Annotated in this window: 24 protein-coding genes; 4 read left to right on the top strand and 20 right to left on the bottom strand. The window is 62.1% G+C overall.

The features are described 5' to 3' along the window. Positions 1-93 precede the first annotated feature (93 nt). Complete coding sequence (gene mnmC / locus LB453_RS08470) at positions 94-2,106, top strand: bifunctional tRNA (5-methylaminomethyl-2-thiouridine)(34)-methyltransferase MnmD/FAD-dependent 5-carboxymethylaminomethyl-2-thiouridine(34) oxidoreductase MnmC (RefSeq protein ID WP_103794182.1); 2,013 nt, start codon at positions 94-96, stop codon at positions 2,104-2,106. 30 nt (positions 2,107-2,136) lie between these two features. Here the strand turns inward: mnmC and LB453_RS08465 are convergent, their stop codons facing one another. The 6 genes from LB453_RS08465 to prmB are packed head-to-tail and all read right to left on the bottom strand — an operon-like array spanning position 2,137 to position 6,727. Continuing rightward, entirely contained in the window at positions 2,137-2,418 is a 282-nt protein-coding gene (locus LB453_RS08465; protein WP_033750596.1) for a YfcL family protein, read from the bottom strand. A gap of 31 nt (positions 2,419-2,449) precedes the next feature. Further along, entirely contained in the window at positions 2,450-2,995 is a 546-nt protein-coding gene (locus tag LB453_RS08460) for an elongation factor P hydroxylase (RefSeq protein ID WP_103794183.1), read from the bottom strand. A gap of 50 nt (positions 2,996-3,045) precedes the next feature. Continuing rightward, complete coding sequence (locus LB453_RS08455; RefSeq protein WP_103794184.1) at positions 3,046-3,843, bottom strand: sulfite exporter TauE/SafE family protein; 798 nt, start codon at positions 3,841-3,843, stop codon at positions 3,046-3,048. Positions 3,844-3,852: 9 nt separating this feature from the next. Beyond that, entirely contained in the window at positions 3,853-4,677 is an 825-nt protein-coding gene (gene mepA, locus LB453_RS08450) for a penicillin-insensitive murein endopeptidase (protein WP_103794185.1), read from the bottom strand. Positions 4,678-4,681: 4 nt separating this feature from the next. Next, complete coding sequence (gene aroC, locus LB453_RS08445; protein WP_103794186.1) at positions 4,682-5,767, bottom strand: chorismate synthase; 1,086 nt, start codon at positions 5,765-5,767, stop codon at positions 4,682-4,684. A gap of 27 nt (positions 5,768-5,794) precedes the next feature. Next, positions 5,795-6,727 carry a 50S ribosomal protein L3 N(5)-glutamine methyltransferase gene (prmB, locus tag LB453_RS08440; RefSeq protein ID WP_103794187.1) on the bottom strand — a complete coding sequence of 311 codons (933 nt, stop codon included), beginning with the start codon at positions 6,725-6,727 and terminating at the stop codon, positions 5,795-5,797. Between the two features lie 160 nt (positions 6,728-6,887). Here prmB and smrB point away from each other — a divergent pair, with 160 nt between their 5' ends. Then, positions 6,888-7,436 (top strand): endonuclease SmrB, encoded by a 549-nt coding sequence (gene smrB, locus LB453_RS08435; protein ID WP_103794188.1) that lies wholly within the window; start codon positions 6,888-6,890, stop codon positions 7,434-7,436. Between the two features lie 32 nt (positions 7,437-7,468). On the opposite strand, the gene sixA is transcribed toward smrB, so the two are convergent. The 4 genes from sixA to LB453_RS08415 all read right to left on the bottom strand — a co-directional run bounded on the left by sixA (position 7,469) and on the right by LB453_RS08415 (position 12,041). Continuing rightward, positions 7,469-7,951, bottom strand: a complete 483-nt coding sequence (gene sixA / locus LB453_RS08430; protein WP_103794189.1) for a phosphohistidine phosphatase SixA — start codon at positions 7,949-7,951, stop codon at positions 7,469-7,471. Positions 7,952-8,155: 204 nt separating this feature from the next. Continuing rightward, positions 8,156-10,273 carry a fatty acid oxidation complex subunit alpha FadJ gene (fadJ, locus tag LB453_RS08425; protein WP_103794190.1) on the bottom strand — a complete coding sequence of 706 codons (2,118 nt, stop codon included), beginning with the start codon at positions 10,271-10,273 and terminating at the stop codon, positions 8,156-8,158. Beyond that, positions 10,273-11,583 (bottom strand): acetyl-CoA C-acyltransferase FadI, encoded by a 1,311-nt coding sequence (gene fadI, locus LB453_RS08420; RefSeq protein WP_103794191.1) that lies wholly within the window; start codon positions 11,581-11,583, stop codon positions 10,273-10,275. Before fadI ends, fadJ begins: the two co-directional genes overlap by 1 nt. A gap of 161 nt (positions 11,584-11,744) precedes the next feature. After that, the gene (locus LB453_RS08415; protein WP_103794192.1) at positions 11,745-12,041 is read right to left on the bottom strand and encodes a YfcZ/YiiS family protein; all 297 of its coding nucleotides are present in this window, start codon (positions 12,039-12,041) and stop codon (positions 11,745-11,747) included. A gap of 364 nt (positions 12,042-12,405) precedes the next feature. Between LB453_RS08415 and fadL the strand changes: the two genes are divergently transcribed. Next, positions 12,406-13,689 carry a long-chain fatty acid transporter FadL gene (gene fadL / locus LB453_RS08410; protein WP_103794193.1) on the top strand — a complete coding sequence of 428 codons (1,284 nt, stop codon included), beginning with the start codon at positions 12,406-12,408 and terminating at the stop codon, positions 13,687-13,689. A 236-nt stretch (positions 13,690-13,925) separates the two neighbouring features. On the opposite strand, the gene mlaA is transcribed toward fadL, so the two are convergent. From mlaA to ccmA, 10 genes are read right to left on the bottom strand one after another with little or no spacing between them, the layout of a single operon-like run. After that, complete coding sequence (mlaA, locus tag LB453_RS08405; protein ID WP_103794194.1) at positions 13,926-14,690, bottom strand: phospholipid-binding lipoprotein MlaA; 765 nt, start codon at positions 14,688-14,690, stop codon at positions 13,926-13,928. Between the two features lie 35 nt (positions 14,691-14,725). After that, positions 14,726-15,937: a c-type cytochrome biogenesis protein CcmI gene (gene ccmI / locus LB453_RS08400; RefSeq protein ID WP_103794195.1), complete on the bottom strand. Its 1,212-nt coding sequence runs from the start codon at positions 15,935-15,937 to the stop codon at positions 14,726-14,728. Beyond that, on the bottom strand, positions 15,934-16,392 hold the full coding sequence (locus LB453_RS08395) for a cytochrome c-type biogenesis protein (RefSeq protein ID WP_103794196.1): 459 nt from the start codon (positions 16,390-16,392) through the stop codon (positions 15,934-15,936). Before LB453_RS08395 ends, ccmI begins: the two co-directional genes overlap by 4 nt. Then, the gene (locus tag LB453_RS08390) at positions 16,389-16,943 is read right to left on the bottom strand and encodes a DsbE family thiol:disulfide interchange protein (protein WP_103794197.1); all 555 of its coding nucleotides are present in this window, start codon (positions 16,941-16,943) and stop codon (positions 16,389-16,391) included. The genes LB453_RS08395 and LB453_RS08390 overlap by 4 nt, the downstream gene beginning before the upstream one ends. Beyond that, positions 16,940-18,898, bottom strand: a complete 1,959-nt coding sequence (locus LB453_RS08385) for a heme lyase CcmF/NrfE family subunit (protein ID WP_103794198.1) — start codon at positions 18,896-18,898, stop codon at positions 16,940-16,942. The genes LB453_RS08390 and LB453_RS08385 overlap by 4 nt, the downstream gene beginning before the upstream one ends. Beyond that, a complete protein-coding gene (ccmE, locus tag LB453_RS08380) occupies positions 18,895-19,380 on the bottom strand; it encodes a cytochrome c maturation protein CcmE (protein WP_103794199.1) in 486 nt (161 codons plus the stop codon). Before ccmE ends, LB453_RS08385 begins: the two co-directional genes overlap by 4 nt. Continuing rightward, positions 19,377-19,610: a heme exporter protein CcmD gene (gene ccmD / locus LB453_RS08375; RefSeq protein WP_103794200.1), complete on the bottom strand. Its 234-nt coding sequence runs from the start codon at positions 19,608-19,610 to the stop codon at positions 19,377-19,379. The genes ccmE and ccmD overlap by 4 nt, the downstream gene beginning before the upstream one ends. After that, positions 19,607-20,347 carry a heme ABC transporter permease gene (locus tag LB453_RS08370; protein WP_103794201.1) on the bottom strand — a complete coding sequence of 247 codons (741 nt, stop codon included), beginning with the start codon at positions 20,345-20,347 and terminating at the stop codon, positions 19,607-19,609. Before LB453_RS08370 ends, ccmD begins: the two co-directional genes overlap by 4 nt. Positions 20,348-20,403: 56 nt before the next feature. Next, the gene (ccmB, locus tag LB453_RS08365; protein ID WP_103794202.1) at positions 20,404-21,063 is read right to left on the bottom strand and encodes a heme exporter protein CcmB; all 660 of its coding nucleotides are present in this window, start codon (positions 21,061-21,063) and stop codon (positions 20,404-20,406) included. Then, positions 21,063-21,680 (bottom strand): cytochrome c biogenesis heme-transporting ATPase CcmA, encoded by a 618-nt coding sequence (gene ccmA / locus LB453_RS08360; RefSeq protein WP_103794203.1) that lies wholly within the window; start codon positions 21,678-21,680, stop codon positions 21,063-21,065. Before ccmA ends, ccmB begins: the two co-directional genes overlap by 1 nt. Positions 21,681-21,924: 244 nt before the next feature. On the opposite strand from ccmA, the gene LB453_RS08355 reads away from it, so the two are divergent. Continuing rightward, positions 21,925-22,842 (top strand): formate/nitrite transporter family protein, encoded by a 918-nt coding sequence (locus tag LB453_RS08355; protein WP_103794204.1) that lies wholly within the window; start codon positions 21,925-21,927, stop codon positions 22,840-22,842. Positions 22,843-22,887 lie beyond the last annotated feature (45 nt).

Below are 22,887 nucleotides of genomic sequence, written 5' to 3'. Positions count from 1 at the left end.
AACAAGTCCGATCAGCCATTTCCTTTTGTAAATTTGCGTCATGTGACCCTGGTCGCTAAAATCGCGCCACTGCCTGAAAGATGAGCCTTTACCGTGAAATTATCCCCGGTTGAACATGCCCAGCTAAGCTGGAATGAACAGGGTACACCTGTTTCCCGAGCCTTTGACGACGTCTATTTTTCCAATGACAACGGTCTGGAAGAGACGCGCTACGTGTTTCTCGGCGGCAACGATCTGCCTGGCCGCTTTGCGCACCATCCGCGCGATCTCTTTATCGCCGCAGAGAGCGGGTTCGGCACCGGGCTTAATTTTCTCACGCTATGGCAGGCGTTCGACGCCTTCCGGCTGGCACATCCTGACGCGGCGCTGCAGCGACTGCACTTTATCAGCGTTGAAAAGTTCCCCCTGACGCAGGCGGATTTGGTCGCGGCGCATCAGCGTTGGCCGGCGCTTCAGCCCTGGGCCGAGCAGCTGCAGCAGCAGTGGCCGGTCGCCCTGCCCGGCTGCCAGCGCCTGCTGTTTGACGGCGGCCGCGTGACGCTCGATCTCTGGCTCGGCGATATTAATACCCTGATAGAGACGTTTGATGACAGCCTGCATCGCCAGGTTGACGCCTGGTTCCTCGACGGCTTTGCCCCGGCGAAGAACCCCGATATGTGGACGCCGCGCCTCTTCAATGCCATGGCGAAGCTGGCCCGACCCGGCGGGACCTTCGCCACCTTCACCGCCGCCGGTTTTGTGCGTCGCGGACTGCAGGAGGCGGGTTTTGAGGTCAGCCGCCGCAAAGGGTTTGGCCCCAAGCGCGAAATGCTGTGCGGCGTCCTGACGCAGGCGCCGGATCTGCCCGTCGCCCAGCCCTGGTTTGCGCGCCCCGCCGCGCGGGAAAAAGAGACGGCGATTGTCGGCGGCGGCGTGGCGAGCGCGGTGCTGGCACTCGCTCTGCTGCGCCGCGGCTGGCGCGTCACGCTCTACTGCGCCGACGAAGCGGCCGCGCTGGGCGCGTCGGGCAATCGCCAGGGCGCGCTCTATCCGCTGCTGAATCAGCATGACCCGGCGCTGGCGCGCTTCTTCCCCGCCGCCTTTAGCTTCGCCCGCCGGCTTTATGACGCGCTGCCGGTGAGCTTTGAGCACAGCTGGAGCGGCGTGCTGCAGCTCGGCTGGGATGAGAAAAGCGCCGACAAAATCGCGCAGATGCTGACGATGGCGCTGCCGGAAGAGATTGCGCGCGGCGTCAGCCCGGAAGAAGCGGCGGCGCTGGCGCAGGTCGAACTCGACGTCGGCGGCATTTTCTATCCGCTCGGCGGCTGGCTCTCGCCCGCCGAGCTTACCGCCAGCCTGCTGGCGCACGGCGAAACCCAGGGGCTGCGCATCCACTGGCTGCATCGTCTGACGCAGCTCTCTCCGGCGGACCCGGGCTGGACGCTGCGCTTCGCCGACGGCAAAACCGCAACGCATCAAAACGTGACGCTGGCGACCGGCCACGCCCTCAGCGCCCTGCCGGAAACCGCGCAGCTGCCGACCTACCCGGTTTCCGGCCAGGTGAGCCACGTGCCCAGCACGCCCGGCCTCGATGCGCTGCAAACCGTGCTCTGCTACGACGGCTATCTGACGCCGGTCAGCCCGCAGTTTGGCACCCACTGCATCGGTGCCAGCTACCATCGCGGCGATACCTCGACCGCCTGGCGCGAAGATGACCAGCAGCAAAACCGGGCGCGGCTGCTGCACTCTCTGCCGGGCTGCGGCTGGGCGGAAAAAGTGGACGTCAGCGCCGGCGAGGCGCGCGTCGGCGTGCGCTGCGCCACGCGCGACCATCTGCCGATGGCGGGCGCGGTGCCTGACTATGACGCAACGCTGGCGCGCTATCAGGATCTGCCCGCCCGACGCGCACGCGGCGAAGCTATCGCCGAGGCGCCGCATCACGCGGGTCTGTTCCTGCTGGGGGCGCTCGGCTCGCGCGGACTCTGCAGCGCCCCGCTCGCCGCCGAAGCGCTGGCGGCGCAGATGAGCGGCGAACCGCAGCCGCTGGATAGCGCGACGCTGGCCGCGCTCAGCCCGAACCGCTACTGGGTGAGAAAGCTGCTGAAAGGAAAAAAAGCGGGGAAATAGCACCGGGGCGGCAGGCGCCGCCCCGATGGATCAGGCGGTCTGACGCGCCTGCAGGAACAGGTTGTCCCACATGCCGACCACCAGCACCTGGTCGCGCGGCGAAAGCTCACCGGCGGCAATGGCGTTTTGCAGGCTGTTGGCAACCTGGATCTGCAACGCTTCCGGCGTGTGCTCGCCCGACTGTTCGATTTCCGCAACCGCGAGGGTCAGGTGACCGCGCAGATAGCCGCTGGCGAACAGCTCGTCATCGCTGGCGTGATCGACCATATCGTCGATCAGGGCCAGAATACGCGCTTCAAATTCTGCGATCATCTCAATTCCTCTTTAAAAATGCCTGCACTCATCACAGATCGTCTGGCCAGGGAAAATGTGCTGACGTCAGTGCAGGCGTGCCATAAAAGTCCGCCAGAGCGGCGATAAAACGCGCGGGCCGCGCAGGTATGCCGTTCTCCAGATAAGACATCACCTGAGCATGGACCTTACGCTGAAACGCGACGCGATCCGGCTCACACTCTCCGTCGAGATTGTCACAGCTGACGTTGAACGGAAAGCCTGCCGCCACGCAGAACATCCACTCCAGCGCCTGCGGCTTAATCTCCACCGACTCAAACTGATTCTGCGTCTGAGCGTCGCGTCCATCGGGACAGTACCAGTAGCCGAAATCCACCAGCTTGCGCCGCGCCTCGCCGGCGATGCACCAGTGAGAGATCTCGTGCAGCGCGCTGGCGTAAAAGCCGTGGGCGAACACCACGCGGTTCCACGGCGAGCTCTCATCTGCCGGAAGGTAGATGGGTTCGTCGTCGCCTTTAATTAGACGGGTCTGAAACTCGTCGCGAAAGCAGCTATCGAAAATCGTAATCAGTTGTTCGTAATGGTGCGTCGTGTTCATGGTGTCATCGTAAAAACGGCGTCATTATCGCGGCGCCGAGAATGAATGTATTACAGCGCGGCGATCCACGCCAGCAGCGCGCTGCCGTGAGCGTCCCACAGCAGCTTCGCGCTCATTACCGCAGAAACGATAACCACCATCGGGCGGATCAGTTTCTGCCCGCGGCTCAGCACCAGCCGCGCCCCGAGCCGCGCGCCGCAGAAGGCACCCAGCAGCATAATAAAGCCGGTTCCCCAGATCACCTTGCCGCCGAACATAAAGAACAGCAGGCTGGCGAAATTGGAGGTGAAATTCAGAATTTTGGCATGCGCGGTGGCTTTGGCGAGGTTGAAGCCGCAAAGCGTGACAAAGGCGAGCGCGTAGAACGAGCCGGCACCAGGGCCGAAGAAGCCGTCGTAAAAGCCGACGCAGCCGCCGCCCACCAGCGCATAGGGCAAACCGTAAAGGCGGCGCGCACGATCCTCTTCGCCAAGTCGCGGCATCAGCAGAAACCACAGGCCGATGGCGATCAGCAGCAGCGGCAGCACCTGGCGCAGCGCATCGGCGTTCATATGCTGGATCAGGATAGTCCCCAGCACTGCGCCAACAAACGTCATGGCGATATTGAGCCGCTGCTCGCGCAAATTCACCGCGCCGCGGCGGATAAAGTAGAGGCTGGCGGAGAAAGAGCCGCCCACCGACTGCAGCTTATTGGTGGCCAGCGCCTGCGCAGGGGAGAAACCGGCCGCCAGCAGCGCGGGCACGGTGAGCAGCCCGCCGCCGCCGGCGATGGAGTCGATAAAAGCCGCCAGCATCGCGACCAGAAACAGCACCCCGACCTCTATCGGGCTGACGACAAACCACTCCATGTAGCTCCCTTATAAAAGATGTTTATCCAGCAGCGCCTGGCACGCCTGCGGCAGCGGCGGCGGCTCGCGCTTCACCGGCGCTCCGCTGCCCGGTTTCTTCGGCAGGAACCAGCTCTCCAGCTCGGCGCCGCACCCGTCGCCCGGCGGCGGCGCAGGCTGATCTTCACAGCCGATGCTGTTGGCGGGACAGCGCAGCCGCACATGCATATGCGCGCGATGTGCGAACCATGGGCGCACCTTGCGCAGCCAGTCGCGGTCGGCGCCAGCGTCGGCGCAAAGCTGCTTTTTAATCGCCGGATTGACGAAGATGCGCGTGACATCGTTATCTTTCGCCGCCAGTTTGATCAGGCTGTCGATCTCCGGTCGCCAGTGGCGCGCCACCACGCTCTTGTCATCTGCGGTCACCAGATCGAGCGGCTGCGGCTTCAGCAGCTGCTGTGCGCTCCAGCGGGTTTTCGGCAGCTGCAGCCAGATATCGACGTCGAGGCCGGTCTGATGGCTGGCGTGGCCGCTGCTGAAGCGCCCGCCCGCCGCCATGCCCATATCACCAATCAGCACGTTGCCCAGCTGCAGGTTATGCACCTGCGTGCTGAGACGCTGAATAAACTGGATCAGATCGGGATGGCCGAAGTAGCGCCGCTGATCCTGGCGCATCACCTGATATTCCGGCGCGTTAAGCGGCAGCGCCTGCGCGCCGACGATGCAGCCGTTAGCGAAGGAGCCGATAGACTGCGCGCTGCCCGGGATCGGCTGCTGAATGCGCTGCCACGGCGTCGCGGCCAGGGCGGAGGCGCTGAACAGCAGCGCCGAGGCAAGAATAAGCAGAGATTTCATGGCGTCACCAGCGCGGCACGGTGCTGTTAACATCTGCGTTCTGCGCGCGCTGGCGCAGCAGATGATCCATCAGCACGATCGCCATCATCGCTTCGGCGATCGGCACGGCGCGAATGCCCACGCAGGGATCGTGTCGTCCTTTGGTGATCATCTCCACCTCTTCGCCGCTGCGGGTGATGGTCTGCCCCGGTACGGTAATGCTGGAGGTCGGCTTCATCGCCAGGTTGGCGCTGATGGTCTGGCCGCTGCTGATGCCGCCGAGGATGCCGCCAGCATGGTTGCTCTGGAACCCGCTGGCGCGGATCTCGTCGCGATGCTGGCTGCCGCGCTGGTTCACCACCGCAAAGCCGTCGCCAATCTCTACCCCTTTTACCGCGTTGATGCTCATCAGCGCGTGCGCCAGGTCGGCGTCGAGGCGATCAAACACCGGCTCACCAAGGCCCGGCGGGACATTTTCCGCCATCACCGTAACTTTGGCGCCGATAGAGTCGCCCTCTTTTTTCAGGGCGCGCATCAGTTCATCCAGCGCCTCCAGCTTGCTGGCGTCCGGGCAAAAAAACGGGTTCTCTTCAACGATGCTCCAGTCTTTCAGCTCGCACGCCACGTCGCCGATCTGCGCCAGATAGCCGCGCACCACGACGCCATGCTTCATCTGCAGATATTTTTTGGCAATCGCGCCCGCCGCAACGCGCATGGCGGTTTCCCGCGCCGACGAGCGGCCGCCGCCGCGATAGTCGCGCAGGCCGTACTTCTGCTCATAGGTGTAGTCGGCGTGGCCGGGACGGAAGAGATCTTTAATCGCGCCGTAGTCCTGCGAACGCTGGTCGGTATTTTCAATCAGCAGGCCGATCGAGGTGCCGGTAGTGACCCCTTCGAAAACGCCAGACAAAATTTTCACCTGATCCGGCTCGCGTCGCTGGGTGGTATAGCGCGAGGTGCCGGGACGGCGGCGGTCGAGATCGTGCTGGATATCCGCTTCGGTCAGCGGGATGCCCGGCGGCACGCCGTCGACGATACAGCCCAGCGCGAGGCCGTGCGACTCGCCAAAAGTGGTTACGCGAAAGAATTGTCCGATGCTGTTTCCGGCCATGGGGATTCCTTGTTACGAAGCGTTCGCTCAGTCTTTATAAATAGAGAAGTGATGTTGTGCGTCGACGATCTGCTGGCGCGTCAGCATAAAGACGCCGTCGCCGCCGTTGTCGAACTCCAGCCAGGTAAAGGGCACGTCGGGATACTGCTCGATCATATGCACCATGCTGTTGCCGACTTCGCAGATCAGGACGCCGTTTTCGCTCAGGTAATTCGGCGCGCAGGCGAGGATGCGGCGCACCAGCTTCAGGCCGTCGCTGCCCGCCGCCAGGCCAAGCTCCGGCTCGTGGCGATATTCGTTCGGCAGATCGTCCATATCTTCCGCGTCCACATAGGGCGGATTGGTTACGATCAGATCATATTTCACCGGCGCCAGCTCGCGGAACAGATCGGCGCGGATCGGCGTCACCTGATGGATTAAACCGTGCTCTTCGATATTCTGCTCGGCGACCGCCAGCGCATCATAAGAGATATCCACCGCGTCCACCTCCGCTTCCGGGAAGGCGTAGGCGCAGGCGATAGCGATACAGCCGCTGCCGGTACACATATCGAGGATATGGCGCGGCGCCTCGGCGACCAGGCCGGCGAAGCGGTTTTCAATCAGTTCGCCGATCGGCGAGCGCGGCACCAGCACGCGTTCGTCAACGTAGAATTCGTGGCCGCAGAACCAGGCTTTGTTGGTAAGGTAGGCAACCGGAATGCGCTCGTTAACGCGGCGGATCACCCGCTCAACGATGCGGTGACGCTCGCTGGCGGTCAGGCGCGCGCTGCGCATATCTTCCGGAATATCCAGCGGCAGCCAGAGCGTGGGCAGGACCAGTTGTACCGCTTCGTCCCACGGATTGTCGGTGCCGTGACCGTACCAGATCCCGGCGGCGGAAAAACGGCTGACCGCCCAGCGCAACATATCCTGAATGGTGTGCAGTTCGTTGACTGCCTCATCGACGAAAATTTTGTCCACGTAGCCCTCCGCAGGCCCAATTGCTAAATCGGCCGATAGTGTGCCATGAAGCCGGAGAGAATTCAGCGCAGCAAGGTGAAAAAGCTGACAATTAGCGGATCGGGCGGTAAGGTAACGCCATTCGCTGTTTTCCAGCCTTATCAGACAAGATTCGCCTGAAATGAGTAAAAAAACATCTCTTAATGACGACGACAAGGCGTTGTTTCGCCAGCTAATGAGCGGCACGCGCAAAATAAAGCAGGATACCGTGGTGCATAAGCCCGTGGTAAAAAGCCGCGAGCTGCCGCTGAAGCGGTTGATTTCCGAACAGGTGGACAACAGCCACTATTTTTCCGACGAATTTCAGCCGCTGCTGGCGACCGAAGGCGCTATGCGCTACGTGCGCGCCGACGTCAGCCACTACGAGCTGAAAAAGCTGCGCCGCGGCGACTATACGCCGGAGATTTTCCTCGACCTGCACGGCTTGACGCAGCAGCAGGCTAAACAGGAGCTGGGCGCGCTGATCGCCGCCTGTCGTCGCGAGCACCTGTTCTGCGCCAGCGTGATGACCGGCCACGGCAAGCATATTCTCAAGCAGCAGACGCCGCTCTGGCTGGCGCAGCATCCTTACGTAATGGCGTTTCATCAGGCGCCAAAAATGTTCGGCGGCGACGCGGCGCTGCTGGTATTGATTGAGGTAGAGGAGTGGCAACCGCCCGAGCTGCCTTAAGAGGGGTGGGCCGTCTGCGCGGCCCGCGGGCGTTATATGGCTTTCGCCAGTTTAGAGGGGCTGACCTGCCACAGCAGCTTGCCTTCGCAGCTGACGGGATCGAAATCGATGCAGGCGATGGCGGAGGTGGCGAACATCGGTGGCGCTTCCTGCGGGCAGAGCTCTGAAACCAGATAGCCCACCAGCGGCAGATGTGAAATCACAATGGCCGATTTTACCCCCTGATTTCCCAGCGCCTGCAGGTAGCAGGCCACAAGGCCGGGATCGCCGCCTGGCGTCAGCTCGGGTAAAACCTCCTGCCCTTCCGGCAGTTTTAACGCTTCGCGTACCGTCGCCAGCGTCTGCTGGGCACGAAGATAGGGACTGACCAGCACACGTTCTACATCCACCGTCTGGCTGTTGAGCCAGCTCGCCATCTGGCGTGATTCATCACAGCCGCAATGGGTGAGAGGTCGGACCGAATCACTGGCGGCTTCAAGAGCAGCATCGCCGTGACGCATGATAAAAACTTGCATAAAGCACCGCTGTTGTTTGTCGATATCGCCCGGCGCGGAGGCGCCTGACTCTTCACTCTGCGAATGAACGCTGTGTTGTACCCCAATGACTTGAGTATAGTCAACCGGTTGTTTATTAAATAAGCGCTTCTCAGAATCGTGCCGCGCCGCCTGCCCTGGCGGCGCATTTCTAACCCGCTGAATCGGTGCGGATATTCCATTCGGTCAGGAAATGTAAAATTTCCTCTCCTGCTGTTCCGCCGCCAGTAGCGCTTCGCATGGGGCAAAGCGCTCGCCATGCTGGCGCATTAATTCGCGTAATGTTTGCGCGATATCCGCCGCGCCGCGCCGATCCATATAACGGAACGGCCCGCCGAGAAAAGGGGGAAAGCCGATGCCGAATACTGCCCCGATGTCGCCGTCGCGCGGGCTGCGGATCACCCCTTCGTCAAGGCAGCGCGCCGCCTCGTTCAGCATCATCATTATGCAGCGCTCGGCGATCTGCGCTTCGCTTTGCCTGGCCGCCGGCTGCACGCCGAGCAGCGGATAGATTGCGGGATCGGGCTTTTTGCCGCCGCGCCGACCGCCGCCGTAGAGATAGAAGCCTTTGCCGTTTTTACGCCCTTTGCGATCGTCCTTCAGCACCGCGTCAAAGGCGGCGGGTGCGGCGAAGCGTTCGCCCCAGGCCTGCTGCAGCACCGGCGCGATCTTGCTGCCGACGTCGATGCCCACCTCGTCCAGCAGCTGTATCGGACCAACGGGAAAGCCCGCCCTCACCAGCGCGCGATCGATATGCTCAACCGGCTCGCCCTCCAGCAGGCAGCGCATCGCTTCATTTATATAGGGCGTAAGAATGCGATTTACATAGAAGCCGGCGCGGTCCGCCACAACGATGGGCGTTTTGCCCTGCTTTTTCGCCAGCGCCACGGTGGTGGTCAGCGTCTGCTGCGAGGTGCCGGCGTGCGGGATCACCTCCACCAGCGGCATCTTTTCCACCGGACTAAAGTAGTGCAGGCCGATAACGTTTTCCGGCCGCTGCGCCTGCGCGGCGATATCCGCGATCGGCAGCGATGAGGTATTCGAGGCGAAAATGGTGTGCGGCGCGCAGTGGGCTTCAACCTCGCGCACCATCTGCTGTTTCAGCGACAGCTCTTCAAACACCGCCTCAATCACCAGGTCGCGCCCGGCGAAGCCCTGATAATCGGTGCCGCCGGTTATGCGCGCCATCTGCTGCTGACGCTGCGCCGCGCTGATATGGCGTCGTCTGACCTTTTTGCTCAGCCCTTCCCAGCTCGCTTTCAGCGCATGGTTGACCCCCTGCAGATGGATATCCTTGATGCGCACCGGCAGCCCGGCGTTAATCGCCGTAACGCTGGCGATCCCCCCGCCCATCAGCCCGCCGCCCAGCACGCCGACCTGATGCAGCGCGCGCGGCTCAGCCTCGGCACCGCGCTCTTTTTTCATCGCCGTGCTGGCGAAAAACAGGCTGCGCAGCGCGGCGGATTGCGGCGTCATCGCCAGCTCGCCGAAGGCGCGCGCCTCCGCCAGATACCCCGCCTCGCTGCCCTGTTCAATGCCGGTGCGCACCGCGTCGATAATGCGCTGCGCCGCCGGATAGTTGCCGTGGGTTTTACGCGCGGTTTCCCGCTGCGCCAGGGCGAAAAAGGCATGGCGCGCCAGCGGCCCCTCGATTACGCGATCGCGCAGCGGCAGCGTCCGTGCGGCATGCTTGCCCTTCAGCGCGCGCGCCGCCGCGGTTTCCAGCAGGATCGCCTGCGGCACCGCGTCATCCACCAGCCCCAGCCTGCGCGCCTGCTTCGCCCGCAGGGTTTTGCCGGTAAGTATCAGCGGCAGCGCCTGGCGCAGCCCGATAAGGCGCGGCAGACGCTGGGTGCCGCCCGATCCCGGCAGCAGCCCCAGCTGCACCTCGGGCAGGCCAAGCCGGGTTTTGTCATCCAGCGAGCAGATGCGCGCGTCGCAGGCGAGCGCCAGCTCCAGCCCGCCGCCCAGGCAGGCGCCGTGGATCGCCGCCACCACCGGAAAGGGCAGCGCCGCGATCGCCGCCATCGCCTGCTGGCCTTGCCGCGCCAGCGACTCCGCCTCCTGCGCGCTGCCGCAGTCGGCGATCATGCCGATATCGGCGCCGGCGATAAAATTGTCAGGCTTGCCGGAGATCAGCACCAGGCCAGCCAGCTGCGTATCGCGCCGCGCCTCGTCAATCACCGCCGCCAGCTGCTGCGCAAAGGCGGCGCGCAGCGTATTCATCTTTTCACCCGGCACGTCGATTACGATGACGCCAACGTGATCCGGTCGCATCTGTAAAGAGAAAGCGCTCTGTTCCATTATTCCGCCTCCAGAACCATCGCCGCGCCTAAGCCGCCCGCCGCGCAGGCGGTGACCAGCGCCAGCCCGCCGCCGCGACGCCGCAGCTCATGCAGTGTCTGGGTAATCATACGCGCGCCGGTGGCGGCGAAAGGATGGCCGTAGGCGATTGAGCCGCCGAGCACGTTGAAACGCGCCTCATCGACCTCGCCCAGCGCGTGAGAACGGTTGAGTTTTTCCCGCGCGAAGCGTTCGTCGTTAAAGCACTGCAGGTTGCAGAGCGTCTGGGCGGCGAACGCCTCGTGCATATCAATTAGCGTCAGATCGGCCAGCCCAACGCCGGCGCGCTCCAGCGCCAGCGGGGAAGCGTAAGCCGGGCCGAGCAGCATGTCCTGCTGCACGTCGATGGCGGTAAAGGCGTAGCTGCGCAGATAGCCCAGCGGCGCAACGCCCAGTTCGCGCGCGCGCCCTTCGCTCATCAGCACCACCGCCGCCGCGCCGTCAGTAAGCGGCGTGCTGTTGGCCGCCGTGACGCTGCCGTGCTGGCGGTCGAACGCCGGCCGCAGCCGCGCATAGTCTTCGATTTTCGCCGCCATGCGCACGTTGTTATCCTGCTCGATGGGCGCTTTCCACGGCGGCGCGAAGGCGGGCATCACCTCCTGTCGCAGCACGCCCGACTGCCAGGCGCTGGCGGCGCGCTGGTGCGATCGCAGCGCCAGCGCATCCTGCGCCGCGCGTGTGATGTGATGCGTTTTCGCCATCTGTTCGGCGGTATCGCCCATACGCAGGCCGGTAGAGTACTCGGCGACCGCAGGCGGCACCGGCAGCAGATCGCGCGGCCGCAGGCGACGCACTATCTGCATCTTCTGCCCCAGGCTGCGCGCCTTGCTGAGATCGAGCAGCGCGCGCGCCAGGGTTTTGCTGACGCCGATGGGCAGCACCGATGAGGAGTCCGCGCCGCCCGCGATGCCCGCTTTGATGGTGCCCGCCATCAGGCTTTCCGCGACGCTGGCGACCGCCTGGAAGCTGGTGGCGCAGGCGCGGCTGACGCTGTAGGCATCGGTATGCACGCCCAGCCCGCTGCTGAGCACCACTTCTCGCGCGATATTGGGCGCTTCCGGCATCTGGATCACCTGTCCAAACACCAGCTGCTCTATCGCCTCGATCGGCAGTTCGCTGCGCGCCATCAGTTCGCTTACGACCATCCGGCCAAGCTCCACGGCGGGGATGCCATGAAAGCCTGTCGCCTGACGCAGGAACGGCGTGCGAAGTCCGTGAGTAATGGCGATGCGATCGCCCGCACGCGTCAGCAACGGCTGCGCTTTGCTCATCTGTTTCACCTGTGAATGTTGACCGGGCGTCATTGCCCTGAGAGGTCTGACCTGATCCACAGTGTTAACGACAAGCGGGCGCGCCGCCAATCAGGAAAGAAAAAAAGTGCGAGGGAAAACACGAAAATAGAAAACGCCGTTGAGCAACGGCGTTCAGAGAGTTAGCGCAGGCCCAGCTGAAAAATCAGGGTTTCAGCCTGGCAGGCGAAGGTGAAATCGATATCCAGCTGCACGCCGTTGTCGCGCGCGTCGAAGCGGGCATCGATCTGGCAGGGGTCCGACTCAATCTGCCGCGCTTTTTCCGTCAGGCTCGCCAGTTTAGCTTCCGCCTCGCTGCGCTGCGCAAACCACTCTGACCAGCTGGCGGTGCAGTCACTGTTATCCATCACGGTGCCGACATCCACGCAACAGCAGGCAGCGGTTTCACTGGCGCTGCATTTATTCATGGTATTGGTCATTGCGTTCTCCTGGGAATAAATCTGTTAGCGATCTGGATTAACGCCCGAAATTCTACGCCTCCGCTTTAAAATGCGCTATGTCAGAGGCGCTAAGTGACGAATATCACAATAAAATTTGATCCAAAACAAATTAGAGCCGGTATGCTACGCTCTGCTCCGCCGGTTTTGTTAAGCGGATCGAAATTTTGAAGATCAATTCAGAAATATTTTAAAAACAATATTGCAACATCGACACAGGTCAGACCTATACTTGCCGCACTGGTCTGATTTGTCAGCTTCTGGTCAGTCCCTACAATCCGCCGACCCTTGTTACGCGATGTAACAATTACAGTTTAATAATAATAATTCAGATGAGGTTGTGGTCATGAGCCATAAAAACCTGTTCGCAAAGTCAGCCGTGGCGGCTGCAGTGGCGCTTGTCTCTTCACACGTATACGCAGCGGGCTTTCAGCTTAACGAATTCTCCTCTGCTGGTCTGGGCCGCGCCTATTCCGGCGAGGGCGCAATGGGCGATACCGCCGCCTCAGCCAGCCGCAACCCGGCGACCATGGCGCTGATGGATCGACCGATGTTTTCCGTCGGCGCGGTATTTATCGATCCCGATGTCGATATTACCGGCAACAGCCCGACCGGCCGCAGCCTCGACGCCAGCAATATCGCACCGACGCAGTGGGTGCCCAATATTCACTATGTGCAGCCGATTAACGATCAATGGTGGATCGGCGCGTCCGCTACCTCAAACTATGGTCTGGCGACGGAGTTCAACGACGGCTATACCGCAGGCGGCTTCGGCGGCAAGACCGATCTGATGACCGGCAACCTTAACCTCAGCACCGCCTATCGTCTTAACGAGCACTTCAGCTTCGGCGTCGGCTTCGACGCGGTTTACGCGCGCGCCAAGATTGAGCGCTACGCGGGCGAAGCAGGCGCTGCGCTGAGCATTCCTGCCGATACGCAGGTGGCCCACCTGAAGGGTGATGAGTGGGGCTACGGCTGGAACGCCGGTATTTTGTATGAGGTGGATAAAAACAACCGCTTTGGCCTGAGCTATCGCTCGGAGGTGAAGGTTGATTTCGACGGCGACTATAAGAGCAGCCTGCCGACGGCGATTAACCGCATCAATCAGGCAGCCAATTTAGGCCTCCCCTACGCCACCGGCGGCTCGACTATTCCGGGCGCGCTGACGCTGAACCTGCCGGAGATGTGGGAAGTGTCTGGCTGGCATAAAGTGGCACCGCAGTGGGCGGTACACTACAGCCTGGCCTACACCAGCTGGAGCCAGTTCCAGGAGCTGAAAGCCACCGGCTCCAGCGGTCAGACGCTGTTCTATAAAGATGAGAGCTTCAAGGATGCCTACCGTATCGCGCTGGGCACCACCTACTATTACGACCAGAACTGGACTTTCCGTACCGGTATCGCCTTTGATGACAGCCCGGTTCCGGCGGATAAGCGCTCGATCTCAATCCCCGATCAGGATCGTCTCTGGCTGAGCGCTGGCGCCTCCTACGCCTTTAACGACGACGCCTCTGTCGATGTGGGCGTCTCTTATATGCACGGCCAGCACGTTACGGTTGAAGAAGGGCCTTATACCTTTAATTCCGTGGGTAAAGCCTGGCTGTATGGCGCGAACTTTAACTACAAGTTCTGATGATATAGCTGGATAAATGGCGACCTTTGGGTCGCCATTTTTATTGGGGAAAGGCGCCGACGCGAGTGGCCCGGGCAGAGGAGCAAAGCGTCCCGCGCCATGGACGGCGCGGGCCGAGCAGGCAGGGATGCCGTTTTTGCGTCTTTGCGATCGGCCCGGGCCACTCGCGTTTCGCGTTCGATGCACGCATTAAAAAAATGGCGACCCCAGGGTCGCCATTGCTGTTTTTACCGCCGTTACTCCGCGTCGATATCTTTAAGATCGTCCTGAATCGCGCTGGCGTTCGGGTTCTCTTCCGGCTTGAGACGGCCGCCGTTCGCCAGGAAATCATGACGCTGGAAATAGGCGTTACGAATAAAGGCGTAAGGGTCAGACTGCTGCTTCAGCAGCGCATCGGAGTCAAGCAGCTGCGCGCGCGTCTCTACCCCTTCCAGCGTCCACTTCGCAATGGACATCGGCCAGGTCAGCCAGCCCAGCACCGGATAGAGCGTATCGACGTAGTCGCCGCCATCTTCGCGGATGGTGAAACTGCCGTAGGCGGGCAGTTCCACGTAGGGGCCGTAGCCGACGCCGTAGTGGCCCAGAGTGCTGCCGAAGCGGTGCGGCACTTCACGCGCCAGCTCCGGGTTCGCCTTGCCCGCCACGTCGATAAAACCGCCCAGGCCCAGAATCGAGTTCAGGAAGAAACGGGTAAAGTGAATTCCCGCCTGGCGCGGCTCGCCAACCAGAATAGAGTTCACCATGCTGGCCGGCTCCTCCAGGTTGCCGAGGAAATTGCTTAAGCCAGTACGCGCCGGCACCGGCACGTAGTCGCGCCACGCCACCGCGACAGGACGCAGCACGTATGGATCCAGCACGTTGTAGTTAAAGTTGAACATCGTGCGGTTAAAGCCTTCGAGCGGATCGCTGCGCTGCGCAGGCGCCTCGCTCTCCGGCTTTGAGCTGGCGCATCCAGCCAGAATGACGCTGGCCAAAACCAGGCTGGTCAGGCGGTAAGCCATTGTTATCTCCCTGTGCGGTTTAATGAAGTATCGCTTCAGGGCTGCTGTTGATTAATCTCCACAGCCATGTGCTGATGACCATCCCAGGGCGTTACCGCGCTCAGACCAAACCAGTCGCCGGATTGCGGACTGGCGCTGCCGTCGCGGGAAATACGCACCCGAACCTGCACCTGATGCTGCGCCGAAAGCAGGCGCTCCGGCATCATGGCGTTGCTGTCATCCAGCGTAAGCGATAACGGAAAGTGGCTCAGCGGCAAGCGCTTAACGGCCACGGGCACCGGTGAAACACCGTCAGAAACAGAAATATACATGACTCCGCCCGGCGGTAACATTTTTTCTGCCTCCGGCGTCAGCGTCACCGTTAGCGCCAGCTGCGTATTCTGCTGACCGGCGTCGGTTTTTGCTTGTTCAATGCTGCGCTCAATCATTACGCGACGGCGATCGTCGGCCGGGATCCGTTTCAGCATAGCCTGCCAGGCGCTAATCGCCTGCTCATACTGCTGCTGTTCATAAGCGTTAAACGCCAGCAGGCCAAGCGTGCGCAGATTGTCGCCATCCTCTTTCACCATATCGCGCAGCATCAGCCCCGCCTGGCGGTTATCCTGCGGATCGCTGGAGCGGGTCAGTACTTCAGCATAGTCCTGTTTCAGCGCCAGGTTGTTGGGCGCGAGCTGCAGCGCATGCTCGAACGCCTGGCTGGCGCTGGCGGCGTTGTTAAGCACCATGCCGAGGCGGCCCAGCATGGTCCAGTCGTTCAGGTTATCAGGCTCTGACTGCAGCGCGGTGCGCAGGCCGAGCTGCAGGCGCGCCAGCTCCTCCATGGTGAGCGGCTTCGCCTGCGGATCCATTACCCGCGCGCGCAGCGCCGGATATTCCTGCTGCACCTGTATCCAGCCGGCGACCTGCGCCAGCCCGCCGCTTTTCAGATAGAAGCCGAGCGACACCGCGATCAGCGCCACGACGCCGGGCAGCAGCAGCAGACGGCTGCTGGCGCGCGGCGCTGCGGCATCCTGCTGTGGGACATCGGTCAGTAGCGTCTGCTGCAGTTCGCTTACCATGGTGGCGCGCTCGCCGATCACGCCCTGCGCCTCATCCTCTTCCAGCTCGCGCAGGCGCTGGTGGTAAAAATCGGTATTCAGACGGTCGCGATCGGTGTTGCTCGCCTGGCGCTGACGCCAGCCCGCGCCGAGAAACAGGGCGCTGGCGGCCATCAGCAGCACAATAATGCTAATCCACAAAGCGCTCATTTCAGCTTCCCGTCGCGTTTAAGTATCGCCGCAAGGCGCTGTTGATCGGTCTCATCCAGCTCGCTGCGCGTTTTGCGCTGACGGCTGCGCAGGATGATGACCAGGCAGCCCAGCACGGCGAACAGCGCCGGGCCGACCCAGAGGATCAACGTCGACGGCGTCACCGGCGGTTCATAGGTAACGAAATTGCCGTAGCGCGCCACCATATAGTCGATGATCTGCTGACGGCTCTGCCCCTGCTTCATCAGCTCATAGACCTTGAGGCGCATATCCGCCGCGATCATCGCGTTTGAGTCGGCAATGCTGTTGTTCTGGCATTTCGGGCAGCGCAGCGAGGCGGTCAGGTCGCGGTACTGCTCCTCCTGCGCCACGGAGTCGAACTGGTATGTGTCGATCGCCGCCCACAGGCTGAAGCTGAGCAGCAGGCCGCAGAGAATTGAAAGTAAGGGTTTCATGCGCCCTCCTTGCTGTATTTCCGCCACAGCGGCAGCACTTCCTGCTGCCAGACGCGCGCGTTGAGATCCCCCGCGTGGCGGTAGCGAATAATGCCGTTGCCGTCGATCAGGAAGGTTTCCGGCGCGCCGTAGACGCCGAGATCGAGCCCCAGCATGCCGTCGCCGTCATAGAGGCTAAGCGCGTAAGGGTTGCCCAGCGTATTGAGCCAGGCGACCGCTTTGGCGCGGTCGTCTTTATAGTTAAGTCCGACTACGCGAATGCCCTGCTCCGCCAGCTGGTTGAGATACTGATGCTCGGCGCGACAGGTCGGGCACCAGGTCGCCCAGACGTTCAGCAGGATCGGTTTGCCGTCGTTAAGGATCTTCTGGTCGTAGAGCTGGCCGGGCCGATCGAGCGCCTCCAGCTTAAACAGCGGCACCGGCTTGCCGATCAGCGCCGATTCGAGCCGGGTGGGATCGTCGCCGCTGGCGTTGCGCGACAGCTGCCACAGCAGCGCCGCCGCCAGCAGCAAAAACAGGATCAGCGGAATAAAGAGAATTTTCTTGTTCATGCCCGTTCCTCACGCGCGGCTTTTTTCCGCGAGCGGTAGCGCGGATCGAGCAGGCAGAGCAGGCCGCCAAGCGCCATAAACACGCCGCCGAACCAGATCCAGCGCACAAAGGGTTTGTAATAGATGCGCACCGCCCAGGAGCCATTATCCAGCTCCTCGCCCAGCGCGGCGTAGAGATCGCGCGTAAAGCCGCCGTCGATCGCCGCCTCGGTCATCATGGTGCGCGCCGCGGTATAGAAGCGTTTTTCCGCGTGCAGCACCGCCTCCGGCTTGCCGTCGCGGCTGACGTCGATAATGCCGACGCCGCCGCTGTAGTTCGGCCCCTGCAGGTTATGCACGTCGCGGAACACAAAGTGATAGCGGTGAATATCGATGCTGTCGCCCGCCTTCATGCGCACGTCGCGCTCGACGCTGTATTGGGTGCTGAAGGCGATGCCGATCACCGTGACGCCGACGCCGATATGGCCCAGCACCATGCCCCAGTGGCTGCGCGACAGATGGCGCAGGCCGCGCAAGAAGGCGTGCCGATGCGTGGCGCGCTCGTGCAGCTCCATCAGCGTCAGCACCAGGATCCACACCGCCATCAGCAGCCCCACCACCGTCATCGCCTCGATGCGATCCTGCATCAGCCAGGGCAGCAGGATCGCGCTGGCGAGCGTGACCACCAGCGCCAGCGCCAGACGCTTCCACAGCTTCTGCGGCTCGTCGCGACGCCAGCGCACCAGCGGCCCGATGCCGAGCATCAGCGCGAACGGCGCCATCAGCCAGCTGAACATGGTGTTAAAGAACGGCTCGCCCACGGAGATACTGCCGAGGCCGAGCTGCTTGTGCACCAGCGGCAGCAGCGTGCCCAGCAGTACCACCAGCATGGCGGCGATCAGCAGTACGTTATTGCCGAGCAGGAAAGATTCGCGCGACCAGGTTTCGTTCTGCACGCGGCTGCGCACCTGTCCGCCTTTAATGGCGTAGAGCAGCAGTGAGCTGCCGATGACGATCACCAGGAAGGCGAGGATAAACATGCCGCGCGCCGGATCGGAGGCGAACGAGTGTACTGACACCAGCACGCCGGATCGCACCAGAAAGGTGCCGAGCAGGCTGAGAGAGAAGGCGGTGATCGCCAGCAGCACCGTCCAGGCTTTAAAGGTGCCGCGCTTCTCCGTTACCGCCAGCGAGTGCATCAGCGCGGTTCCCGCCAGCCATGGCATAAAGGAGGCGTTTTCCACCGGATCCCAGAACCACCAGCCGCCCCAGCCGAGTTCGTAATAGGCCCACGCGGAGCCCAGCACGATGCCGATGGTCAGGAACACCCAGGCTGCCGTGGTCCAGGGACGCGACCAGCGCGCCCAGGCGGTATCCAGCCGTCCCGCCATCAGGGAGGCGATGGCGAAGGCGAACGCTACCGAGAAGCCAACGTAGCCCATATAGAGCAGCGGCGGATGGAAGATCAGGCCGATATCCTGCAGCATCGGGTTGAGATCGCGCCCGTCGATGGGAAAATCGGGCAGCGTGCGGGTAAAGGGGTTCGAGGTAAGAATAATAAACAGCAGGAAACCGAGGTTAATCATTCCCATCACCGCCAGCACGCGCGCCAGCGCGTCCTGCGGCATGCCGCGGCTGAAAATCGCCACCAGCAGCGTCCAGCTGCTGAGCAGCAGCACCCAGAGCAGCAGCGAGCCTTCGTGCGCCCCCCAGGTTGCGGCGATGCGGTAATAGACCGGCAGCAGCGTATTGGAGTTAGCGGCAACGTAGCCGACGGTAAAGTCGTTGACCACAAAGGCGTGCACCAGCACGAGGAAGGCGCCAGCGACACAGAGAAACAGCCCGCTGGCGAGCGGACGCGCCAGCCCCATCAGGCGGGCATCCTGGCGCACCGCGCCCCACAGGGGATAGACGCTCAGCAGCAGCGCGAGGCCCAGCGCCAGGCAGAGCAGAAAACTTCCGACTTCCGGCATCATGGCGCTGTGCTCGCCTGTTCCGCCAGCGCCTGCGGGCTCTTGTGATTCTTCTTCATCGCATCCTCAATTTCCGGCGGCGTGTATTTCTCGTCATGCTTCGCCAGCACCTCTTTGGCGTTGATCAGGTTGCCCTCTTCCAGCACGCCCTGCGCCACCACGCCCTGCCCTTCGCGGAACAGGTCCGGCAATATCCCTTCGAAGCTGACGCTGACCACGCCGTTGGCGTCGTAGAGCTTAAAAGAGACGGCAAGCGTATTTGGATCGCGCTTCACGCTGCCCGGCATCACCATGCCTCCGACCCGCAGGCGCTGACCCGCTTCCGGCTTCTGATGATCTTCACCTTTGCCGTAAAGGATTTCGCCTGGGGTATAGAACAGGTCGATATTGGAACGCAGCGCATACATAACCAGTGACGTGGCGAGGCCCAGCCCCACCAGGATCGCCACCACAACATACAGGCGCTGACGACGACGGCTATTCACATTGGATCTCCTGCCGCTTCACCGGCGGCTTGTTTCATTTTCGCCGAACGGATGCGGCGCTCCCTGGACTGGCGCTGGCGGATCTCAGCCAGCAGGCGGCGGCGCTGCAGCAGCGTATGCAGCAGCAGACCGACAAGCGGCACAAGGGTGCAGATCACCGCCAGCCAGACGTAAAAGGCGTAGCCGCCCATGGCGAAAAAGGCGGACAGGGAAGAGAAAGCGGGCGTCATGCTTTACGGCCTCCGCTGACGAGGTTTGCCACCCAGGGACGGTGACGCTCGGTGTAAAGGATCAGGTTGCGCAGGCGCATCAGCGTCAGGGTAATGAACAGCAGCAGGTAGCCGAGGATCGCCCAGCGCAGCGGCGTGCGCATGCTCGGCGCGATCGCCTGCTGCAGGATGCCCGATGAGCCCTGATGCAGGGTGTTCCACCACTGTACCGAGAAGTGAATGATCGGCAGATTAACCACGCCGACCAGAATCAAAATGCCGGCTGCGCGTCCCGCGGTGCGGCGGTCGTCAAACGACTGATAGAGCGCTATCACGCCCATATAAAGGAAGAGCAGCACCAGCTCCGACGTCAGGCGCGCGTCCCAGATCCACCAGGTGCCCCACATCGGCTTGCCCCAGGCGGAGCCCGTGATCAGCGCGATAAAGGTAAAAACCGCGCCGACCGGGGCCATTGCGGTCGAGACCAGATCGGCCATTTTCATCTGCCACACCAGGCCGGTAAACGCGGCGACCGCCATTGCGGCGTAGACGCCCATCGACCACATCGCCGCCGGAACGTGGATATACATAATGCGGAAACTGTCGCCCTGCTGGTAGTCGGCCGGCGCAAAACCGAAGCCCCAGATCCAGCCGAGCAGCAGCGTTGCCGCGCCCGCCACGGCGAACCAGGGAATTAAACGCCCGCAGAGCTGATAAAGCCGCTCCGGCCTTCCCAGCTGATGTAACCATTTCCACATGTTGCATTGCTCACAGGTTAAAAAATCATTTCCGCCATGGCTGACGCATGTGCGGATCAGTGCAGCGCGATACGCAGCGCGGCGGCGGTGGCGAACGGCGACAGCGTCGCGCTGGCCGCCAGCATGGCGCCGAGGATCGCCAGATAGCCGCCGATCGGCAATCCCTGGCCCGCCGCGTCGATCGCCGCGCTGGCGAAAATCAGCACCGGCACCGCCAGCGGCAGCACCAGCAGGCTCAGCAGTACGCCGCCGCGCCGCAGCCCCACCGTCAGCGCAACGCCGATGGCGCCGAGAAAGCTGAAGGTCGGCGTGCCGAGCAGCAGCGTCAGCGCCATCGCCAGCCAGCTGTTGAAATCGAGGGACAGCAGCAGCGCCGCCAGCGGCGACAGCAGGATCAGCGGCAGCCCCGTTACCAGCCAGTGAGCGATCACTTTGCCCAGCACGGTAACCGGCAGCGGCGTCGGCAGCAGCAACAGCTGCTCCAGCGAGCCGTCAATAAAATCGTCGCGGAACAAGCGCTCCAGCGCCAGCAGCGATGAGAGCAAGGCGGCCACCCAGGCGACGCCCGGTGCGATACGCGCCAGCTGCTGCGGCTCCGGCCCGATGCCGAGCGGGAACAGCGTTATCACGATCAGAAAGAACCAGAGCGGGTTAACCACCTCCGCGCCGCTGCGAAAGGCGATGCGCAGCTCGCGCTGAATCACGCGCAGCGACATCAGAGCAGCTCCGCGCCGGTAAGCGCTATTTTACGCACGCGCCCATCGCTTTCTGGCAGATCCTGATGGGTGGTAAGGATCACCAGACCGCCCTTTTCGGCATGTTGCGTAAAACGCTTCATTAATTTTTCCACACCCGCTTTATCTATCGCCGTCAGCGGCTCATCCAGGATCCACAGCGCGGCGTCGCTGAGCCAGAGCCGGGCCAGCGCCACGCGCCGCTGCTGTCCCGCTGAAAGCTGCGCCACCGGCACCTCCTCGTAGCCCAGCAGATCGACGCACTCAAGGGCGTCGAAGATTTGCGCGTCGTTGCGGTTCGGGTGACAGAAGCGCAGATTTTCCAGCGGCGATAGTACCGCTTTTACGCCGGGCTGATGACCGAGAAAAAGCAGGCTTTGGTGCCACTGTTCGCGCTGTTGGCGTATTGGCTGGCTTTGCCAGCGCACCTCGCCCTCTTCCGGGCGGCTCAGTCCCGCCAGCAGGCGCAGCAGCGACGTTTTACCGGCGCCGTTCGGCCCTTCTATCTGCACGATATCGCCCGCCGCCACGCCGAATGAGAGGCCGTGGAACAGCGTGCGTTCGTCGCGAACGCAAGAGAGATTAATGACTTCGAGCATGCCGGAGGAGTCGCGCCAGGAAAAAAAGTGGGCAGGATAATAGCATAAGGTTGCGGTGGGCCGAAGCTCATGGCGTGCGGCACGGCGCGCCTGAAGCGGTGGTAATGCCCCTTGCAGCGTGAATATGCTTAAAAAAGATACTACGTTAAAATTTTGTAACGCTTCGCTGAAAAGATAGTTACATTTCGCCCTTGCAAAAACAGGCTACGCTTATTACGCGCAGCAATAATAACAAGGAGCAAACATGAAACCTTCCCCATCTGTTCACCAGGATGAAAACGATGTCGACAGCGAAGAAAAAGAGCAAGGAACGGAGATTGAGGTAAACGAAGACGCCCTGCCCTCGCGCGCGGCGGCGATACATGAAGAGATTCGCCAGGATGGCGAAAAGGAGCTGGAGCGCGACGGGATGGCGCTGCTCTGGTCGGCGATTGCCGCCGGCCTGTCAATGGGCGCCTCGCTGATGGCAAAAGGGATTTTTCAGGTACATCTTGACGGTCTGCCCGGCGCCTTTTTGCTGGAGAACCTGGGCTACACCTTCGGCTTCGTTATCGTCATTATGGCGCGCCAGCAGCTCTTCACCGAGAATACGGTGACGGCGGTGCTGCCGGTGATGCACAAACCGACGCTGGGCAATATTGGCCTGCTGCTGCGACTGTGGGGACTGGTGCTGCTCGGCAACCTGATCGGTACCGCCCTCGCCTCGATCGCCTTTGCGGAGATGCCGATTTTCGACGACGCGACGCGCCAGGCCTTTAGCGCCATCAGCCAGAAAGTAATGGAGAACACGCCCGGCGAGATGTTCGCCAATGCGGTGATTTCCGGCTGGATTATCGCGACGATGGTCTGGATGATGCCGCAGGCGGGTGCCACCAAGCTGATTGTGATCGTGATGATGACCTGGCTGGTCGGGCTGGGCGATCTGGCCCATATCGTGGTGGGCTCGGTGGAGATCCTCTATCTGGTCTTTACCGGCCAGATCAGCTGGTATGAGTTTATCTGGCCGTTCGCGCTGCCGACCCTGCTGGGCAATATCACCGGCGGTACGCTGATTTTCGCATTAATCAGCCATGCGCAGATCCGCAACGATATGAGCGAGGCGGCGAAAGCAGAGGCGAAAGCGAAACAGCGCGAAGCGAAGCAGCAGGAAAAAGCGCGCTAAGCTGTTGAGGAAATGAGCAAACGCGCCGCAGCTGGGTTATTCTTG

The sequence above is a fragment of the Pantoea agglomerans genome (assembly GCF_020149765.1).
Lineage (GTDB): Bacteria > Pseudomonadota > Gammaproteobacteria > Enterobacterales > Enterobacteriaceae > Pantoea > Pantoea alvi.
This window is presented reverse-complemented; position numbering and strand designations above follow the sequence as displayed.

Coding starts and splice junctions, on each gene's coding strand:
- LB453_RS08370 (WP_103794201.1), bottom strand. CDS start 20,347: ATGTGGAAATGGTTACATCAGCTGGGAAGGCCGGAGCGGCTTTATCAG.
- aroC (WP_103794186.1), bottom strand. CDS start 5,767: ATGGCCGGAAACAGCATCGGACAATTCTTTCGCGTAACCACTTTTGGC.
- LB453_RS08390 (WP_103794197.1), bottom strand. CDS start 16,943: ATGAACAAGAAAATTCTCTTTATTCCGCTGATCCTGTTTTTGCTGCTG.
- ccmI (WP_103794195.1), bottom strand. CDS start 15,937: ATGAGCGCTTTGTGGATTAGCATTATTGTGCTGCTGATGGCCGCCAGC.
- mepA (WP_103794185.1), bottom strand. CDS start 4,677: ATGAAATCTCTGCTTATTCTTGCCTCGGCGCTGCTGTTCAGCGCCTCC.
- smrB (WP_103794188.1), top strand. CDS start 6,888: ATGAGTAAAAAAACATCTCTTAATGACGACGACAAGGCGTTGTTTCGC.
- LB453_RS08415 (WP_103794192.1), bottom strand. CDS start 12,041: ATGACCAATACCATGAATAAATGCAGCGCCAGTGAAACCGCTGCCTGC.
- ccmB (WP_103794202.1), bottom strand. CDS start 21,063: ATGTCGCTGCGCGTGATTCAGCGCGAGCTGCGCATCGCCTTTCGCAGC.
- LB453_RS08385 (WP_103794198.1), bottom strand. CDS start 18,898: ATGATGCCGGAAGTCGGAAGTTTTCTGCTCTGCCTGGCGCTGGGCCTC.
- sixA (WP_103794189.1), bottom strand. CDS start 7,951: ATGCAAGTTTTTATCATGCGTCACGGCGATGCTGCTCTTGAAGCCGCC.
- ccmA (WP_103794203.1), bottom strand. CDS start 21,680: ATGCTCGAAGTCATTAATCTCTCTTGCGTTCGCGACGAACGCACGCTG.
- fadJ (WP_103794190.1), bottom strand. CDS start 10,273: ATGGAACAGAGCGCTTTCTCTTTACAGATGCGACCGGATCACGTTGGC.
- LB453_RS08465 (WP_033750596.1), bottom strand. CDS start 2,418: ATGATCGCAGAATTTGAAGCGCGTATTCTGGCCCTGATCGACGATATG.
- LB453_RS08460 (WP_103794183.1), bottom strand. CDS start 2,995: ATGAACACGACGCACCATTACGAACAACTGATTACGATTTTCGATAGC.
- ccmD (WP_103794200.1), bottom strand. CDS start 19,610: ATGACGCCCGCTTTCTCTTCCCTGTCCGCCTTTTTCGCCATGGGCGGC.
- LB453_RS08455 (WP_103794184.1), bottom strand. CDS start 3,843: ATGGAGTGGTTTGTCGTCAGCCCGATAGAGGTCGGGGTGCTGTTTCTG.
- fadI (WP_103794191.1), bottom strand. CDS start 11,583: ATGAGCAAAGCGCAGCCGTTGCTGACGCGTGCGGGCGATCGCATCGCC.
- mlaA (WP_103794194.1), bottom strand. CDS start 14,690: ATGGCTTACCGCCTGACCAGCCTGGTTTTGGCCAGCGTCATTCTGGCT.
- LB453_RS08355 (WP_103794204.1), top strand. CDS start 21,925: ATGAAACCTTCCCCATCTGTTCACCAGGATGAAAACGATGTCGACAGC.
- LB453_RS08395 (WP_103794196.1), bottom strand. CDS start 16,392: ATGAAACCCTTACTTTCAATTCTCTGCGGCCTGCTGCTCAGCTTCAGC.
- fadL (WP_103794193.1), top strand. CDS start 12,406: ATGAGCCATAAAAACCTGTTCGCAAAGTCAGCCGTGGCGGCTGCAGTG.